We start from the raw sequence: 17,567 nt of genomic DNA, 5'->3' as shown, positions 1-17,567 counted from the left end.
GGCCTGACCTCAAGCAGGCACTGCCGCGCACGGACGACCGTTGGCATGGTGGGATTATATGGACGTAGTCGGAGACGACCGCGAGTACGAGTGGTCGCTGGATGGGCAACGCTGGTTGCAGGATGCCCATGGCAGGTTCTCCCTGACCCACGTCGCCGGCAAGGCGCTGGAAGACGCGCAGCCCGACCTGGACTTTCTCGTCGGTGCGCAGCAGGCGCCCGGTGCGCAGGGCTGGCTGCCGGCCAGCTTCCGCCATTGCCCGCAGACCGGTACAGCCCTCACGCCCGTGCGCTTCGACCGCCAGCAACGCTGGTTGCCGCCCTATGGCAACGGTAGCGGACGCCGGGTGGTGGAGGGCAGTTGCCGGCTCGACGGTGCCGAGCACACCCTCGCCGCACTGTACCGCAAGCTGGACGGCGCCACCCCGCGCAGCCTGAACACCGCGCACAAGTACGACCAGCTGCCACGCAAGAACGGCTTGAATTTTCTCGTCGCCAACCTGGGCGGTCATCGCGAGGCGCTGTTTGCGCTGGCCCGCGACGGCAGCCTGTTCCGCTGGCAGCGCCAGGCCCAGGAGTGGGCGGCGCTGTTGCCGCACAGCACCCCGATCGGCCGTTGCAGCCTGCCCAGCTGGGCGTGGGGCGTGAGCCTGCGCGAGGTGGGCGAACAGCAACGCCTGCTGCTGGCCTGTGACGAGGGTGCCACCGAGGTGCGCGTCGACCCGCTCGATGGCCGCTACCATGTCGACCGCTGCCCGGGCCGTGCCATCGCCGCCCCCGGCGATCTCGACGACCAGGTACTGATCCCGCAGCAGATGCCCGACGGCAGCTTCAGCCTGGTGGCACGCCACAATGAACAGTGGACCCTGCACCCCATCGCCCACGCCAACCCGGCGCACCTGCAGGGCCTGTCCGCGCCACTGCGCGACCCGGCCTCGCGGCGCCTGCTGTGGATCGGCGCCCACGGCTACCTCAGCGTCAAGCTCGGCGCACAGCTGGACGCCCAGTGGCTGAGCTGGCCCGCCGGTGCCCAGGCCCGCCCCGAATACGGCCCGCCGTTCGTCAACGGCTACGGCATCTGGCAGCAACTGTTCGAGGGCAGCGAGCAGTACTGCCTGCGCCTGGACTCGGACGAACGCAAGGAAGTCAAAGGCTCGCGCCTGAGCACCGGGCACCTGAACTACATGTTCAACGTGCGCCTGGATGCGCCCTGGGGCGAGCACGACGTCGACAACACCCCCACCCGGCGCGAAGTGGTCTTCCCCTTCATCGAGTTCATCGACAGCCAGTACCTGCTGTCGGTGCGCGTCGAGTGGCCGTCGAGCCTGCAACAGTTCTTCGGCAACGACCAGGCCATCGACAGCCAGTTCTGCCTGGAACGCGTGGGCCAGCCGCCCTTGAGCATCACCCTCAAAGTGGCCCAACCCTGGAACGCCCAGTGGTTCTTCCACGACAACGCCCTGTGGCTGTACATCGATTCGACTGGAGCGCTCTACCGATGGAACGCATGAACCGCCTGCTGCGCCGTGGCCTGCTGCTGGCCCTGAGCCTGGTGTGCCTGAGCGCCCAGGCGCAACCGCTGCGCCAGGTGTTTCTGGTACAGAACTCCGGCTGGATGGAGCCGTTCTACCTCGACCCGGCTTCGGGCTTCAAACCGCTGATCACGCAACTGGCCGCCACCGCCGCCGGCAACGGCGAAGTGGTGATCGGCGCCTTCAACCAGGCCGACAGCAGCCACCCCTCGCCGCAATGGACCTACCGCGGCCCCGGCACCCACGCCAAGCTCGGTGACAGCGTCAATGCCCTGGCCCTGGCACGCAAGGCCAGTGGCGCCTATGCCGACACCGACTTCAAGGAAGCCCTGCTGGCCGCGATCAAGACCGGCCTGGAAGGGCGCGAAGGCATCATCTGGATCGTCACCAACAACAAGAACAGCCCCAACAACAGCAGCGAGACCCAGCTCAAGAACCGCGAGTTCTACGACCTGCTGCACAAGGAAGACGTGATCAGCCGCATCGCCGCCTTCCCGCAGAAGATGCCGGTCAAGAGCAGCAACTTCGAAGCCAACGGCCTGATGATCTACGCCCTGGCCTACGGCGCCAATGCCGGTGCCGCGCTGGAACAGGTGCTGGCCCAGCCGGCCCTGGCCAAACTGCTGAACGACGCGCGTGTACGCCTCAAGCCGCTGACCCAGGCCGCCGTGCGCTTCATCCCGACCGGCGTCAAGGACACCCCCGACGTCAGTGCAGAGCTGGCCCCCGACCAGCAGACCGTGGTGCTCAACATCAACGTCGACGGCTCGCCCAAGACCGCGGTGTTGCTGGGCCGCTTCGAGAACCAGTTCAACCCCTACCAGATCCACTCGGCCAAGGTCGCGATGAGCCTGGACATGCCCGGCGAAGCCCTGCAGTCGGCGATCTCGATGGACCGCATCGAGAACCTCGAACCCGGCGCCCGCTCCGACGAGCTGTCGATCAGCCTGCAACTGCCGCCGCTGCCGTCGCAGTGGTCCAGCGAAGTGCTGCTGTCCAGCGGCTACCAGCGTGCCGGGGCCATCGAAGTGCGCCTGAGCGAGCAGCAACTGCAGATTTCCCAGCAGTTCATCGAGCGCATGAACGAGCTGTTCCCCAACGATGCACTGCCCGATGTGTTCCTGCCGTCCAGCGAAGCCAGCGCTTCGGCCACCCGCCTGCCGATCGTGCTGCAGATCAGCTACCCGCTGGGCCCGGTGCTGTTGCTGCTGGCCCTGCTGGTGCTGGCGTTGATCGGCCTGTTGCTGGCCAAGGCCCTGATCGGCGGCAAGAAGCCGGTCACGGTGATGGTCGAAGGCATCGCCCAGCAATACCCGCTCAAGCCGTTCAGCAGCGCCAGCGTCTATGACGCCCGGCAGAACAAGGTCGCGACCGTAAAGCGCGGCCTGTTCGGCGCCACCCTCGAAAAACTCGCCGCCGACGTCGCCGTGCGCCTCAAATAACCCAGGACCCCGATCATGACCCAGACCAGCTCCCTGCCAGCCCCCGTAGAAAACGACGCCGCACCGGCCACCACCACCTCCACCCTGAGCGTTCCGGCGCCGCTGATGGACCTGGGCCCGAAAAAGGTCGACAGCCGTGACGCCCTGATCGGCGTGGCCGTGCTGGTGGTACTGGCGCTGATCTTCTTCGTGATCAAGAACGCCTACGCCAACTGGCGCGTGCGCGAGCGCGTGGCCCCCAGCCGCGCCAACGCCTCGGGCTGGTTCCTTTTCCTGGGCCTGCTGCTGGTCTCGGCCATGGCCGTGCTGGCGGTGATCAACTCCGGTCAGTTCCTCACCCCGCTGTACCTTGCACCACTGGCTGGCGTGGCCGGCATTTCGCTGGTGGCCTGGCTGATGACCTTCTCGGCCAAGCGCTGAGCCCGGCCTGCACTGCCCGCGTCAGGCCTGGCCTGACGCTTCAATTTGATCCACGGATTTAGCCCGCCGACCCGATTCGGCCAGCCCAGCCAGGGCTCATGGAGTTTCAGATGAACGAGAATGCACAACCTTCCGGCCCGGCAGCGCTGAACATGGTCAGCGAGAAGATCCACCCGACGCTGTTCATCGCCCTGGGCGGTACCGGCATGAAGGTCAACATTCGCCTGCGCCGGCGCATTCTCAATGCCATCTGGGGCGGCAACAACCAGGTGCAGCAGATTGCCGACTTCCCCCTGGTGCAGTTCATCAACTTCGACCTGGATGCTGGCGAAGTCACCCAGGACGGCAAGTCGATCAAGACCGACGTGCTGGCCGAACAAGTGGCCTTTACCTCCGAAGAGAAGATCATCGAGCCGCTCAACCTGAGCAAGTACACCCACTCGATGGACGAGCTCAACCGCCACCGTGAAGTGGCCGAATGGTTCCCGCTGACCCCGGACAAGATCCGCGCCCTGGGCATCGACCCCTCCAAGGGCGCCGGGCAGATCCGTGCGCTGTCGCGCCTGTACTTCTACGACAAGTACCCGGTGATCCGCGACAAGCTGCGCGACAAGGTCGGACGCCTGCTGGCCAACATCGGCGGCAACGCCGACAAGCTCAAGAAGCTCGGCCTGGAAATCGACCCCGGCAAGATCCGCATCGTCATCAGCGGCTCGGCGGCCGGCGGCACCGGGTCCGGTTCGTTCCTGGACATGGGCTACCTGGCCAAGGCGATCCTCAAGGAACACAACATCGCCGGCAAGGTCGACCTGTTCTTCGTGTTGCCCGGCGGCTTCCATGCCTACAACACCGAGCGCGTGCAGGCCAACGGCTATGCGGCGCTGATGGAGCTGGAAACCAGCATGCGCGGCAACCGTCTGGTCAAGCACTGGGACGCCACCGACAACCTGTTCATCGACAACCGCCCGTACGATGACGTCTACATCATCGACAACAGCAACGTCGCCCAGGCCAAGACCAGCGACCAGGAAGACGTCTACGAGATGCTCTCGGACGTGCTGTTCACCGACTTCACCTCGCAGGACTTCGCCAACAAGAAGCGTTCGATCGCGGTCAACCAGAACCAGCACAAGATCCGCTCCTACACTGTGCGCCTGCCCCAGGACTACGGCGACGACACCGAGCTGCGCTTCCCGTGCTCGTACTCCTCGCTCGGCCAGGCCGTGCTCGACACCCAGATCGACGCGCGCCAGAACGTGCGCCTGAGCCGTCAGGTACAGCAGATGCTCAAGGCGTTCTTCGGCATCGCCAACGCCTCGGCCAACGACAACCGTCCTACCGACCGCGAGCGTGACGACTTCCTGCGCGAGCAGCTGAACGTCACCCCGCGTACCTTCACCGAACTGCCGGACTTCCTGTCCAAGGTCGAGCTGACCCTGGCCACCGGCGAGTTCACCCACTACCAGATCGCCGACGACCTGCTGCTGGTGGAAGGCGACAACAGCATCACCGCCCAGATCGAGCAGAAGGTCGAAGCGTTGTTCGAACGCCTGCACAGCGGCGGCGCCGACAAGGACCAGTGGCTGACCCACGTGCGCGAGATCCAGCAGCAGCTGGAACGCGACACCAAGGGCAGCAACATCGACAGTGCCGAGCGCAACCACGAAGTGCGCATCAAGGAAAACCGCCAGCGCCGCCTGGCCGAGCTGGTGCGCGAAGACGCCCTGCCGGAAAAACTCTTCCGTCGCCTGGACGACGATGAGCGCGGTGGCCTGGACTACACCCTGGCCCTGGTCGAGATGCTCAAGGACCGCCTGGAAAACGAAGGCAGCGGCATCATCCCGGCGCTGGAAAAGAACGCCGCACGCTTCAAGGAACTGGCCGAGAAGCTGGAGTCCTCGGAGCTGGCCCGCGAATTCGAGCGCCTCAAGGAAACCACCGGCGGCGGCCTGATGGCCCGCCTCAGCGGCAAGGACAAGCAGGCCGAGACCGTGCTCACCCAGGTCAAGGACACCCTGCGCGACAGCCTGTTGTTCTACGTGCGCCATGTGGCCGCGCGCGAGGCGGCCCAGTTGCTGCGCGAGCTGTCCGACTGGCTGGGCCGCAAGGAGTCGGTGGACCAGAGCGGTCGTGCGGTGTGGAACGGCTTCGTCGGTCGTCTGCAGGACGGGCGCAACGCAGTCGACCATCTGCTGCGCCGGATCGAGACCGACATCAGCAAGATCGACGCCAGCATCAAGGAAAAACACGCCACGCTGATCCCCCTGGCGCTGGTGCAGAACAACGAAGAGCAACCGGTGGACGGCGCCCAGGTGCGCGAGTGGGCCAAGGACGCATTCAAGGACTTCGGCGGCTCCAAGACCCTGTTCGGCAAGCTGCAGGACGAGGAGGGCCAGGAAGAGCTGCTGTCCAAGCTGCGCGCCAAGGCCGTACAGCAACTGCCGCGCCAGACCCAGGGCACCGACCCGCTGCTCAGTGCGCTGGCCGCGCTGACCCCGGACGAGCAGCGCGAGAAGTTCCGCCAGCTGCTGCAACGTGCCATGCCGTGGACCCCGCTCAACCTCACCGGCGGCTTCGGCATCGGCAAGGACCGCTACACCTGCCTGGTCGGCGTGCAGGACGCCAATGAGTTCAAGCGCACCTATGGCGCCATGCTCGGCCAGTGCCTGCCACAGGGCACCGGCATGACCGCCGGGCAGATCCAGTTCGTCGAGTCGGGCACCCCGGGCAAGCTGATCTGCTTTACCGAGCTCAGCGGCTTCCCTCTGCCGGCGCTGACCCCGCTGCCGACCTACCTGGCCAGCTACCGCAAGGAAAGCACCACCATCCCGCTGCACAGCCACAAGCGCATCAGCCAGTTCGTGCAGCCGATCCAGTTCACCCAGGAGCAGTACCGCCAGTTCGCCGAGGACTTCAAGCTGTACCTGCACGCGGTCGTGATGGGGGTACTGCGCCGCAACCCGTCGGAACGCTACGAACTGATGATCGACCAGGACTACTTCAGCGTCGGTGACGAGTTCGCGATCCGCCAGAACGGCCTGAACCAGCTGCAGCGCAAGGACATCGAAGACCAGCTGCGCCAACGCTACGAGCAACTGCGCAGCCCGCAGCAACTGGCAGCCATGGTCGCGCTGTTCGAAGACCTGCGCCGCGGCGCCTACAAGCCGCAGATGCGCCAGGACGAAATCGGCGTGTCGTCGCTGTACCAGACCTTCCCGTACAAGATCGCCGAGCTGCTGAAAAACGAGTACGACAACCGCCTCAAGCGCCAGGCCCCGGACAACGCCGAGCGCCTTGTCGAGCAGGCGCGCGCGTTGCTGCAGCAGTTCACCGAGCCGGTCAGCGGCTCGCGCGCCGATGTGTACCGCGACGAAGTGCACGACGAGCACAGCGAGAAGCGCACCCTGCTCAAGGACTTCTTCACCAGCGGCTGGCTCGACAGCCTGTTCCAGCCGGCCGCCAGCACAGCGCCAGTTGCCGCCCCCATGCCGGGCATGGCGCCACCGCCGCCACCAGGCGCAGCCGGCATGGTGCCGCCGCCGGTGGCCGCACCGCAGTACAGCTACCACCTGAGCGTGGCCGGCACCAACTATGGCCCGTACACCACCAGCCAGCTGCAGCAGTACGTGCAGACCGGCCAGGTGACCCGCGACAGCCTGTTGTGGCGCGAAGGCATGGCCGCCTGGCTGGGCGCCGGGCAGATCGCCGAGCTGGCCCACCTGTTCGCCCCGACGCCCGCCGCAGCGCCGCCTGTCGGTACCCCACCGCCCGTTGCGCCGATGGCGCCACCGCCTGTGAACTGAGGAAGGCCCCATGTCCGCATCCGCGAAAAATCCGGCCTTCCCGCTCAACTGCGCCAGCAGCGCGTGCAACCAGCCCCTGAGCGGCCCGGTGGCGTTCTGTCCGTACTGCGGCGCCAGCAGCCAGGTTGTGGCCGCTGCACCCGCCGCGCCGGCGCCGGTGGTCGTGGTGAGCGCGGCCCCGCCCCCCATGCCCGCAGCGGTGCCCGCGCCGGTGATCGAACCGGTGCACACGCTGGCCCCGGCAGGCATCGTGAGCACACCGGTAGTGACGCCGCCGCCCGTACCGCCGGTAGTGCAAGGGGCGCCGGTGGCCAAGTCGCGCAACCTCGGGCGCAAGCTTGCCCTGGCCGCCGGTGTGGTTGTGGCGGTACTCGGCTACGGTGCCTACCAGGCCAGCCAGCGCCAGTCGCTGCAGCAGTTCGAAGCCGAACTGGCCGCCGGCCAGGCGTGCCTGCGCAGCAGCCAGTTCGACTGTGCGCTGGAAAAAGCCGAAAGCGCGCTGCGCATCGAGAGCAAGGACCCGCGCGCCATCAGCCTGCTGCAACGCGCCCAGGCCGGGCTCGAGGGCCAGCAGCGCGACCAGCAGGCCAAGGCCCAGGCGGCAGCCGCCGCGGCCAGTGCGGCAGCCGCTCGTCAGGCTGCGGCCGAACGGGCGCAACGCGAGCAGCAGGCCCGTGAGCTGGCCACCAAGGAGCAGCAGCTACGCGACGAGCAAACCCAGCTCGCCAAGCGCCAGCAACAGCTGGAACAACAGGCTCGCGTCGTGCAGCCGGCGCAGCAGCGTCCGCTCACCACCCCGCGCCCGCCCGTACAACGACCTGCCAGCGCAGCCAATGCCGGGCTGGTGGGCCAGCAACTGAGCCAGGCACGCAGCGCCCTGGCCCGTCGTGACGGTGCCACCGCCCGTTCGCTGGCCAACAGCGTGCTCAGCCAGGACCCTGGCAACCGCCAGGCGCAGATCATCCTGCGCCAGGCCGAGCAACTGCGCGCTCAGTCGTTCAATACGCCAAAGGGCCTGGGCGGGGTGATCATCGAGTAGCCCGCGCTATAGCGTCTCGCCGGGCTCGCCCGGCAGTTGCTCGTCCAGGTGCACCCAGGGCAGCCGGCTGTCGGTCCAGATATGCCGGCGCGGCTGCACCTGCTCCGGTGCGTCCAGGGTGGTGATGGTGATATCGATGCTTTCGGGGCTCAGGTCGGTGGTCAGCGCCATGTGCGCGCCACAGCGGCTGCAGAAGTAGCGCACGCAGCTGGCCGACGAGTCGTAGCGCTGCGGCGTGCCCTGCAGCCACTGGAAGTCCTCGCAGCGCACCGTCGCCCAGGTCACCAGCAACCCGCCGGTCACGCGCCGGCACACCGAACAATGGCAGTGCGCGACATCCTCCAGCGCACCTGCCACCCGATACCGCACGGCGCCGCAATGGCAGCCGCCTTCATGCACTTCGCCCATCCTCGTCGCTCCTGCAGACCCGCACTGGTTGATGAAACCTTCTGTCGCCTTTGTGCTGCCGAAAGCTGGCTGAAAGCTTGGGCACTTAGCATCGCCTCACCTCCGGCAAAAGACCGGTCAGCCAGGGCTCTGACTTTACTGCAGTGCCCGGCCCAATCAACAACAACAATGGTGATACTGATGTCCTTCCACGCCCGCGTTCTGCCTGCCCTCCCGCCGTCACTCCCAGCACCGCGCACCTTGCGCTGATCCGTTCGTCCCTTTCTCGACGCGCCTCGCCTGGAGTAACTGCCCCATGCTGACCTTCCTCGGCTTCGCCATGGTCATCACCTTCATGTACCTGATCATGACCAAGCGCCTGTCGGCCTTGATCGCGCTGATTCTGGTACCGATCATTTTCGCCCTGTTCGGCGGCTTCTCGGGCGAGATCGGCCCGATGATGCTGCAGGGCATCAGCAAGCTGGCACCCACCGGCGTGATGCTGATGTTCGCCATTCTGTACTTCGCCCTGATGATCGACTCCGGCCTGTTCGACCCGGCCGTGCGCAAGATCCTCAAGCTGGTCAAGGGAGACCCGCTGAAAGTCTCGGTGGGCACCGCCGCGCTGGCCCTGGTGGTATCGCTGGACGGTGACGGCGCCACCACCTACATGATCTGCGTGGCCGCCATGCTGCCGCTGTACAGCCGCCTGGGCATGAGCCCGCGGATCATGGCCGGCCTGATCATCCTGGCCGGCGGGGTGATGAACATGACCCCCTGGGGCGGCCCCACCGCCCGCGCCGCCAGCGCGCTGCACGTCGACCCGTCCGACATCTTCGTGCCGATGATCCCGGCCATGGCCTTCGGCGTGTTCGCCATCCTGGCCATCGCCTATATGTACGGCAAGCGCGAACGTGCCCGCCTGGGCGAACTGCACCTGCCGGGCGATGAAATCGACCACAGTGAAATCAGCGTATCGCAATATCCCGACGCGCGCCGGCCCAAGCTGCTGTGGTTCAACGGCGCATTGACCCTGGCCCTGATGGTCGCGCTGATCGCCGGCCTGCTGCCGCTGCCGGTGCTGTTCATGATCGCCTTCAGCATCGCCATGGTGGTCAACTACCCGTGCCTGCAACAGCAGAAGGACCGCGTCGCGGCCCACGCCGGCAGCGTGCTGGCGGTGGTGGGGCTGATCTTCGCGGCGGGCATCTTCACCGGCATCCTGTCCGGCACCGGCATGGTCGAAGCCATGTCCAAGAGCCTGCTGGCGGTGATCCCCGAAGCGATGGGCCCGTACCTGGCGGTAATCACCGCGATCGTGAGCATGCCGTTCACCTTCTTCATGTCCAACGACGCCTTCTACTACGGCGTGCTGCCGGTGCTGGCCGAAGCTGCCAGCCACTACGGCATCAGCCCGGTGGAGATGGCCCGTGCCTCGATCGTCGGGCAACCGGTCCACCTGCTCAGCCCGCTGGTACCCTCGACCTACTTGCTGGTAGCCCTGGCCGGTATAGAATTCGGCGATCACCAGCGCTTCACCCTCAAATGGGCGGTGCTGGTGTGCCTGTGCATCATGTTCGCGGCGCTGCTGATGGGAATTTTCCCGCTGTTCAGCAGCCTATAATTCATCCGTTTCATCCCAACGCTTGCGCGTCGACCCCTGCGGCGCGCAACGCCCCACACGCTCGAAGGAACACACATGGAATGGCTGACCAACCCGGAAATCTGGGTTGCCTTTTTTACCCTGACGGCTCTCGAGATCGTCCTGGGCATCGACAACATCATCATGATCTCGATCCTGGTCAGCCGCATGCCCAAGCACATGCAGCAGCGCACCCGGATCTTCGGCCTGGCGCTGGCGATGGTCACGCGCATCCTGCTGCTGCTGTCGATCGCCTGGGTCATGCGCCTGACCGCCGACCTGTTCCATGTGTTCGGCCAGGGCATTTCCGGGCGTGACCTGATCCTGTTCTTCGGCGGCCTGTTCCTGTTGTGGAAGAGCTCCCAGGAGATCTACCACGGCCTCGAAGGCGAGGACGAAACCCACGACGAGCCGTCTTCCGGCAAAGCCGGTGGCAAGTTCCTGTACACCATCATCCAGATCGCGATCATCGACATCGTGTTCTCGCTGGACTCGGTGATCACCGCAGTGGGCATGGTGTCCCACGTGCCGGTGATGGTGGCGGCGATCATCGTCGCGGTGCTGGTGATGATGCTGTGCGCCAGGACCATCAGCGAGTTCATCGACAAGCACCCGTCGCTGAAGATGCTCGCGCTGTCGTTCCTGATCGTGGTCGGCACCGTGCTGATTGCAGAAGCCTTCGACGTGCACGTGCCCAAGGGCTACGTCTACTTCGCCATGGCCTTCTCGCTGGCGGTGGAGGCGATCAACATCAAGATGCGCACCGCGGCGGCGAAAAAGAAACAGCAGAGCGACCCGGTGAAACTTCGCAAGGACATTCCGGGTCAGTAACACTGGCTGCGTTGAACAACAGGCCCCGAATGGGGCCTTTTGTCTTTTGGGAGGGCAACGCGCCAGCGAAGTTGCCCTAACCGGCGCGCGAGGTTTCAAAGCCTGTGCATGCATGCCATGCTGGCGCCACGGCCCTTGGCCGACTACAGCTTAAGTGAGCACTGGAAAAAACCGCCGGTCACCAGGCCAGGCTCACCGCGTCATCCACTTGCCCCACTGGGGCGCCTTAACAGGGGGCCGTAAGTATGCTGACCCTGCTCAACCTGCTCTCGGCCGTGGCCCTGCTGATCTGGGGCACACATATCGTACGTACCGGCATCCTGCGGGTGTACGGTTCCAACCTGCGCCGATTGCTGAGCCAGAACATGGCCAAGCGGCCCCTGGCGTTCATCGCCGGCATCCTGGTCACGGCCATGGTGCAGAGCAGCAACGCCACCGCGATGCTGGTGACCTCGTTCGTCGGCCAGGGCCTGATGACCCTCACCCCGGCCCTGGCCATCATGCTCGGCGCCGACGTGGGGACCGCGCTGATGGCGCGGGTGCTGACCCTGGACCTGTCGTGGCTGTCGCCGCTGCTGATCTTCCTCGGGGTGATCTTCTTCCTCTCGCGCAAGCAGACCCGCGCCGGGCAACTGGGGCGCGTAGGCATCGGCCTGGGCCTGATCATCCTGGCCCTGCAACCGATCGTGGAGGCCGCTGCACCGATTACCCAGGCCCAGGGCGTCAAGGTGCTGTTTGCCTCGCTGACCGGCGACATCCTGCTCGACGCCCTGGTGGGCGCGCTGTTCGCCCTGATCTCGTATTCCAGCCTGGCCGCGGTGCTGCTCACCGCCACCCTGGCCGGCGCCGAAATGATCAGCCTGCCGGTGGCCATCGGCCTGGTGATCGGCGCCAACATCGGCAGCGGCCTGCTGGCGTTCCTGAGCACCAGCATGCAGAACGCCGCCGGGCGCCAGGTGGCGCTGGGCAGCCTGCTGTACAAGCTGATCGGCCTGCTGGTGGTCATCCCGGTGCTCGACCCGCTGGTGCACTGGATGGACAGCCTGACCTTCAGCCCGCAAGAGCTGGTGATCGGCTTCCACCTCATCTACAACACCCTGCGCTGCCTGGCCCTGCTGCCCACCGCAACGCCAATGGGGCGCCTGTGCCGCTGGCTGCTGCCCGAGCGCGAGGAAACCAACGGCCACGCCAAGCCCCGCCACCTGGACCCTGCCGCGCTGGACACCCCGAGCCTGGCACTGGCCAACGCGGTGCGCGAGACCCTGCGCCTGGGCGACCTGGTCGACAGCATGCTCGATGCCATGCTCAACGTGCTGCGCGGCAGCCAGACCGCCCTGACCCAGCAGGTGCGCACCCTCAGCGACGACGTCGAGGGCCTGTACAACGCCATCAAGCTGTACCTGGCGCAGATGCCCCGCGAAGACCTCGGCGAGCACGACAGCCAGCGCTGGGCCGAGATCATCGAGCTGGCGATCAACCTCAAGTTGGCCAGCGACCTGATCGAGCGCATGCTGCGCAAGGTGCAGCAGCAGAAGACGTCGCAGCGCCGCGAGTTCTCCCAGGTGGGCCTGGAGGAGCTGACCGTGCTGCAGACCCAGCTGCTGTCCAACCTGCGCCTGGGCCTGTCGGTGTTCCTCAGTGGCGACCCGCACAGCGCACGCCAGCTGCTGCGCGAGAAGCGTCGCTTCCGCGCCCAGGAGCGGCGCCTGGCCCATGCCCACGTCAGCCGCCTGCAGCGCAAGGTGGTGCAGAGCATCGAGACCAGCTCGCTGCACCTGGAACTGATCGCCGACATGAAACGTCTCAACTCGCTGTTCTGCAGCAGTGCCTATGCGGTACTGGGCGGCAGCGATACCGGCGCCCTGATGATCGACAGCGTACCGGACGATGCCCATTCGCCTTGACCCGGCGCTGCCCCGAACCCGTGCAAGGAAGCCTGTGATGCGTTGCCTGATGTTCATCTGCCTGTTGCTGGGCGCCTCTTCAAGCTTTGCCCTCGACCGCACCCAGGTCGAGGGCTACCTGTTGCCCAACGGCCTGCAGGTGCTGCTCAAGCCCGGCTACGAGCGCGACCATGTGTCGATCCGACTGGTGGTGGGCATTGGCTTCGACGACTTCCCGTGCGCGCGCCAGGAACTGCCGCACCTGCTCGAACACCTGTTGTTCAGCGGTATCGACGACACGGGCGAAGGCGGGCTGGAAGAACGCATGCAGGCCCTGGGCGGTGAATGGAACGCCTACACCAGCAGCGCCGACACCACCTTCGTCATCGAGGCCCCGGCGCGCAACCAGCGCAAGGTGCTCGACCTGCTGCTGGCCGTGCTCCAGGACACACGTATCGATGCCAACGCCTTGCAGGTGTCGAAGAGCATCGTCGAGCGTGAAGACGGCGGGCACTACACCCACCTGCAGCGCTGGCTGGACCGCCAGGACCTCGGCCACCGTGCCAGCGACCAACTGGCGGTGGAGCTGGGGCTCAAGTGTGCCGAGCGCTCCTCGGTGCAGGACATGACCCTGGAAGAAGTGAATGAACTGCGCCAGCACTGGTACGCCCCCAACAACATGAGCCTGATCGTGGTCGGCGGCCTGGACCGCGTGCTGCCCGCCTACCTGGAGCGCACCTGGGGCCAGCTGGAGCCGGTGGAACCGGGCGAGCGCCGGGTACTCGATGGCGTGACCCACAAGGCCCAGGCGCGCCGCGAGCTGATCCGCGGCTGGCTGGGCGACAGTGCGCGGTTGCACTGGATGTTCCTGGAGCCGGTGCTGGATGAAAACCACGACGCCACCTACGACCTGCTGCAGCGCTACCTGGACTGGGCGCTGTATCGCGAATTGCGCCTGCAGCACAGCCTGTCGTACGGGCCGTCGGCGCAGCGCGAGCGTTTTGGCGACACCGGCCTGTTGAGCCTGAATGCCGACCTGGACAGCGATCAGGTCGAGGCGGCCGAGCAGATCCTGGAGCAGATGATCGAGCGCCTGCGCAAGGACGGCCTGGACCGCGCCACGTTCGAGCGCATCAAGGCCGCGGCAATCGCCCGCGAAGCGTGGACCAGCCAGGGCAACAGCGCGCTGGCCGACTACTACTGGGGAGCGTTGAACGACTATGCCGACGGTCGGGTCGGCGAGGCGAAGACCCGGTTGCGCGAGGTCAGCCTGGAGGATGCGGATGCGGCGCTGCAGGCGCTGTTCGCCGAGCCTGGGTATGTGCGGGTAGAGAAGCCGTTGCTGGGGTATGACCAGCTGTATGGGTTGGGGGCACTGGGGCTAGGGCTGGTGTTCGCGGCCTTGCTGCTGTGGCGGCGACGCCGCGGCTGACGCAATCGCGGGTCAAGCCCGCTCCCACAATGATCACGTGCACCCTGTGGGAGCGGGCTTGACCCGCGATAGGGCCATTACTGACACCCGAAAGCAGCGTATCCTGTAACAGATTTTTACCTCACCCAGCGAACGCCCCACCATGCCCGCACTTCTCCTGCGCCTGATCGACCTGATAAAGCGCTACCCGGGGGTCATCGCCCTCGGCGGTTTCATTTCCGGTATCGGCAGTTTCATCCTGGTAGACCGTCAGGAAGGCCTGGCCAGCTGGGTCGCCATCCTGCTGCTGGTGAGCTGGCTGTGGCTGATGTTCGAGAACACCTTCACCCAGCTGTTCACCCGCCTGTTCAAGCGCGAGATCCCGCAGCCGCTGCTGCGCTACGCCACGCAGATGATCCACCAGGAAAGCCTGTTCTTCGTGCTGCCGTTCTTCTTCGTCACCACCACCTGGAACAGCGGCCAGCTGGTGTTCACCGGCCTGCTGGCCGGCGCCGGGCTGGTGTCGATCGTCGACCCGCTGTACTACCGCTGGCTGGCGCCGCGCCGCTGGCTGTTCCTGGCCCTGCACACCCTGACCCTGTTCGCCGCGCTGCTCACGGCGCTGCCGATCATCCTGCACCTGACCACGTCGCAGAGCTTCAAGCTGGCGCTGGGCATCGCCATGCTGCTGTCGTTCCCGAGCCTGGCCAGCAGCTTCCCGATCAATCACTGGCGCCGTGCCGCCATGCTGGTGCTGGTCACCCTGGCCGTTGGCGGCAGCGGCTGGCTGCTGCGCTCGTGGGTGCCGCCGGCGACACTGTGGATGACCGAAGTGGCCATCAGCACCCAGCTGCAGAACCGCACCCCCGGCGACAGCCTGGAGCAGGTCAGCGCCAGCCAGATCCGCAGCGCCGGGCTCTATGCCTATACCGCGATCAAGGCCCCGCGCGGCCTCAACGAACGCATCTACCACGTATGGAAACAGGACGGCAAAGAGGTCGATCGCATTGCCCTGAACATCAATGGCGGGCGCAAGGAAGGCTACCGCGCCTGGACCCACAAGCAGGTGTTCCCCAGCAACCCGGTCGGGCACTGGCAGGTGCGCGTGCTCACCGAAGACGGCCAGGTGATCGGCGTGCTGCGCTTCGAGGTGGTTGATGACGGTCAAGCATCCGTCGCCAAGTGACGCTATGCTCTGACCCGGCGCACTGGAGCGCCTGCCGGACTGTCTGGAGCCTATGACCACCACCGTCACCCCCGCCAGCGCCACCCTCGATACCACGCGCAGCCCGGCCTGCCTGCGCATCGCCGGCGACTGGACCCTGGCCAACTACACGCCGCTCAAGCGCAGCACCGAGGCCCTGCACGGCCAGTACGATGCCAGCGCCAAGGTCGACCTCGCCCAGCTGGGCAAGCTGGACACCGCCGGCGCCTCGCTGCTGGTCGAACTGCTGGGTGCCGAGCGCCTGGGGCAACTGGCCGATGACCACGCCAGCCCGCTGTCGGCCGCCGACCGCGCCTTGCTGCACACCGTGTACTGCTCGCTACAGGACTACTGCCTGCCAGAGCGCCAGCCGGAAACGTCCGTGCTGACCCAACTGCTGTGCCGCATCGGCCGGGCAGTCGACGTGCTGTGGCAAGACACCCGGCAACTGCTCGGCTTCATCGGCCTGATCATCGCCACCCTGGCCCGGCGCCTGCTGCAACCTAAGCGCTGGCGTATGACCGCCGTGGTCGCGCACATCGAACAGACCGGCCTGGACGCGGCGCCCATCGTCGCGCTGCTGACCTTTCTGGTGGGTGCGGTAGTGGCCTTTCTCGGCGCCACGGTGCTGGCCAGTTTCGGCGCGAGCATCTTCACCGTCGACCTGGTGGCGTTCTCGTTCCTGCGTGAATTCGGCGTGCTGCTTACCGCCATCCTGATGGCAGGACGAACCGCCAGCGCCTTCACCGCGCAGATCGGCTCGATGAAGGCCAACGAGGAAATCGATGCGATCCGCACCCTGGGCCTGGACCCGGTCGAGCTGCTGGTGGTGCCGCGGGTGCTGTCGCTGCTGATCGCGCTGCCATTGCTGACCTTCGTCGCGATGCTGTGCGGCATCATCGGCGGCGCCGTGGTGTGCGCGGTGTCGCTGGACATCTCGCCGGCGATGTTCCTGTCGCTGCTGGAAAGCGACATCGGCGTGCAGCACTTCCTGGTGGGCCTGGCCAAGGCGCCGTTCTTCGCCTTCCTGATCGCGGCCATCGGTTGCCTGGAAGGTTTCAAGGTGACCGGCAGCGCCGAATCGGTCGGCGCCCACACCACCTCGGCGGTGGTCCAGTCGATCTTCGTGGTGATCGTGCTGGATGCGGTGTTCGCGCTGTTCTTCATGGAGATGAGCTGGTGAGTGAGGCAAGCCACGAGAAGGTCATCGAGGTGCGGGGCCTGTGCAACCGCTTCGGCACCCAGAGCGTGCACGAACAGCTCGACCTGGACCTGTACCGCGGCGAGATCCTCGCCGTGGTCGGCGGCTCGGGCAGTGGCAAGTCGGTGCTGCTGCGCAGCATCGTCGGCCTGCGCCGGCCCAACGAGGGCACGGTGAGGATCTTCGACCAGGACCTCAGCCAGGCCAGCGACCAGCAGCGCTCGCAGGTGGAGCGTCGCTTCGGCGTGCTGTACCAGAAGGGCGCGCTGTTCTCGTCGTTGACCGTCACCGAGAACGTCGCACTGCCGCTGATCGAACATGCCGGCCTGAGCCGCGCCGACGCCGAGCATCTGGCCGGGGTCAAGCTGGCCCTGGCCGGGCTGCCGCTGTCGGCGGCCGACAAATACCCCGCGTCGCTGTCGGGCGGCATGATCAAGCGCGCCGCCCTGGCCCGCGCCCTGGCGCTGGACCCGGACATCCTGTTTCTCGACGAGCCCACCGCCGGGCTCGACCCGATCGGCGCGGCCGCCTTCGACCAGTTGATCCTGACCCTGCGCGATGCGCTGGGCCTGAGCGTGTTCCTGATCACCCACGACCTGGACACCCTCTACACCATCACCGACCGCGTGGCCGTGCTGGCGCAGAAGAAGGTGCTGGTGGCCGGCCCCATCGACCAGGTCTCGGAAACCGACGACGCGTGGATTCACGACTATTTTCATGGCCCGCGCGGCCGTGCGGCCTACCAGGCCGCCACAGCGCTCAAGGAGAACTGA

General features: G+C 66.3%; 13 protein-coding genes. 12 read left to right on the top strand and 1 reads right to left on the bottom strand.

From position 1 onward, the window contains the following. Positions 1 to 58: 58 nt before the first annotated feature. The 5 genes from QMX96_RS11180 to QMX96_RS11160 all read left to right on the top strand — a co-directional run bounded on the left by QMX96_RS11180 (position 59) and on the right by QMX96_RS11160 (position 8,235). On the top strand, positions 59 to 1,510 hold the full coding sequence (locus QMX96_RS11180; RefSeq protein WP_282361796.1) for a hypothetical protein: 1,452 nt from the start codon (positions 59 to 61) through the stop codon (positions 1,508 to 1,510). Further along, positions 1,498 to 2,973: a hypothetical protein gene (locus QMX96_RS11175; RefSeq protein ID WP_043862324.1), complete on the top strand. Its 1,476-nt coding sequence runs from the start codon at positions 1,498 to 1,500 to the stop codon at positions 2,971 to 2,973. Before QMX96_RS11180 ends, QMX96_RS11175 begins: the two co-directional genes overlap by 13 nt. A 15-nt stretch (positions 2,974 to 2,988) precedes the next feature. Next, positions 2,989 to 3,393, top strand: a complete 405-nt coding sequence (locus tag QMX96_RS11170; RefSeq protein ID WP_054916013.1) for a hypothetical protein — start codon at positions 2,989 to 2,991, stop codon at positions 3,391 to 3,393. Between the two features lie 110 nt (positions 3,394 to 3,503). Beyond that, on the top strand, positions 3,504 to 7,196 hold the full coding sequence (locus tag QMX96_RS11165) for a tubulin-like doman-containing protein (protein WP_282361794.1): 3,693 nt from the start codon (positions 3,504 to 3,506) through the stop codon (positions 7,194 to 7,196). A 10-nt stretch (positions 7,197 to 7,206) separates the two neighbouring features. Further along, positions 7,207 to 8,235: a hypothetical protein gene (locus QMX96_RS11160; RefSeq protein WP_274096911.1), complete on the top strand. Its 1,029-nt coding sequence runs from the start codon at positions 7,207 to 7,209 to the stop codon at positions 8,233 to 8,235. Between the two features lie 6 nt (positions 8,236 to 8,241). Here the strand turns inward: QMX96_RS11160 and QMX96_RS11155 are convergent, their stop codons facing one another. Continuing rightward, entirely contained in the window at positions 8,242 to 8,643 is a 402-nt protein-coding gene (locus tag QMX96_RS11155) for a GFA family protein (protein WP_274096910.1), read from the bottom strand. 295 nt (positions 8,644 to 8,938) lie between these two features. Between QMX96_RS11155 and QMX96_RS11150 the strand changes: the two genes are divergently transcribed. From QMX96_RS11150 to QMX96_RS11120, 7 genes are all read left to right on the top strand, one after another. Then, positions 8,939 to 10,246 (top strand): CitMHS family transporter, encoded by a 1,308-nt coding sequence (locus tag QMX96_RS11150; RefSeq protein ID WP_043862320.1) that lies wholly within the window; start codon positions 8,939 to 8,941, stop codon positions 10,244 to 10,246. A gap of 75 nt (positions 10,247 to 10,321) precedes the next feature. Beyond that, complete coding sequence (locus QMX96_RS11145; RefSeq protein WP_043862319.1) at positions 10,322 to 11,095, top strand: TerC family protein; 774 nt, start codon at positions 10,322 to 10,324, stop codon at positions 11,093 to 11,095. Positions 11,096 to 11,340: 245 nt separating this feature from the next. Further along, positions 11,341 to 12,999, top strand: coding sequence for a Na/Pi cotransporter family protein (locus tag QMX96_RS11140; RefSeq protein WP_282361792.1), 1,659 nt, complete (start codon positions 11,341 to 11,343; stop codon positions 12,997 to 12,999). 37 nt (positions 13,000 to 13,036) lie between these two features. Next, on the top strand, positions 13,037 to 14,410 hold the full coding sequence (locus QMX96_RS11135) for a pitrilysin family protein (RefSeq protein WP_282361791.1): 1,374 nt from the start codon (positions 13,037 to 13,039) through the stop codon (positions 14,408 to 14,410). Positions 14,411 to 14,552: 142 nt separating this feature from the next. Beyond that, entirely contained in the window at positions 14,553 to 15,575 is a 1,023-nt protein-coding gene (locus QMX96_RS11130) for a DUF5924 family protein (RefSeq protein ID WP_054916017.1), read from the top strand. Between the two features lie 43 nt (positions 15,576 to 15,618). After that, positions 15,619 to 16,776, top strand: a complete 1,158-nt coding sequence (locus QMX96_RS11125; RefSeq protein WP_282361797.1) for an MlaE family lipid ABC transporter permease subunit — start codon at positions 15,619 to 15,621, stop codon at positions 16,774 to 16,776. Beyond that, on the top strand, positions 16,773 to 17,567 hold the full coding sequence (locus QMX96_RS11120; protein WP_258660646.1) for an ATP-binding cassette domain-containing protein: 795 nt from the start codon (positions 16,773 to 16,775) through the stop codon (positions 17,565 to 17,567). The genes QMX96_RS11125 and QMX96_RS11120 overlap by 4 nt, the downstream gene beginning before the upstream one ends.

It is taken from the genome of Pseudomonas sp. PS01300 (genome assembly GCF_029960155.1).
GTDB classification, from domain to species: Bacteria; Pseudomonadota; Gammaproteobacteria; order Pseudomonadales; family Pseudomonadaceae; genus Aquipseudomonas; species Aquipseudomonas palmensis.
This window is presented reverse-complemented; position numbering and strand designations above follow the sequence as displayed.

What these genes read in the sequence shown, in the direction of transcription:
- QMX96_RS11135 (WP_282361791.1), top strand. Translation starts at nt 13,037, where the DNA reads ATGCGTTGCCTGATGTTCATCTGCCTGTTGCTGGGCGCCTCTTCAAGC.
- QMX96_RS11175 (WP_043862324.1), top strand. Translation starts at nt 1,498, where the DNA reads ATGGAACGCATGAACCGCCTGCTGCGCCGTGGCCTGCTGCTGGCCCTG.
- QMX96_RS11165 (WP_282361794.1), top strand. Translation starts at nt 3,504, where the DNA reads ATGAACGAGAATGCACAACCTTCCGGCCCGGCAGCGCTGAACATGGTC.
- QMX96_RS11160 (WP_274096911.1), top strand. Translation starts at nt 7,207, where the DNA reads ATGTCCGCATCCGCGAAAAATCCGGCCTTCCCGCTCAACTGCGCCAGC.
- QMX96_RS11155 (WP_274096910.1), bottom strand. Translation starts at nt 8,643, where the DNA reads ATGGGCGAAGTGCATGAAGGCGGCTGCCATTGCGGCGCCGTGCGGTAT.
- QMX96_RS11150 (WP_043862320.1), top strand. Translation starts at nt 8,939, where the DNA reads ATGCTGACCTTCCTCGGCTTCGCCATGGTCATCACCTTCATGTACCTG.
- QMX96_RS11170 (WP_054916013.1), top strand. Translation starts at nt 2,989, where the DNA reads ATGACCCAGACCAGCTCCCTGCCAGCCCCCGTAGAAAACGACGCCGCA.
- QMX96_RS11145 (WP_043862319.1), top strand. Translation starts at nt 10,322, where the DNA reads ATGGAATGGCTGACCAACCCGGAAATCTGGGTTGCCTTTTTTACCCTG.
- QMX96_RS11130 (WP_054916017.1), top strand. Translation starts at nt 14,553, where the DNA reads ATGCCCGCACTTCTCCTGCGCCTGATCGACCTGATAAAGCGCTACCCG.
- QMX96_RS11180 (WP_282361796.1), top strand. Translation starts at nt 59, where the DNA reads ATGGACGTAGTCGGAGACGACCGCGAGTACGAGTGGTCGCTGGATGGG.
- QMX96_RS11140 (WP_282361792.1), top strand. Translation starts at nt 11,341, where the DNA reads ATGCTGACCCTGCTCAACCTGCTCTCGGCCGTGGCCCTGCTGATCTGG.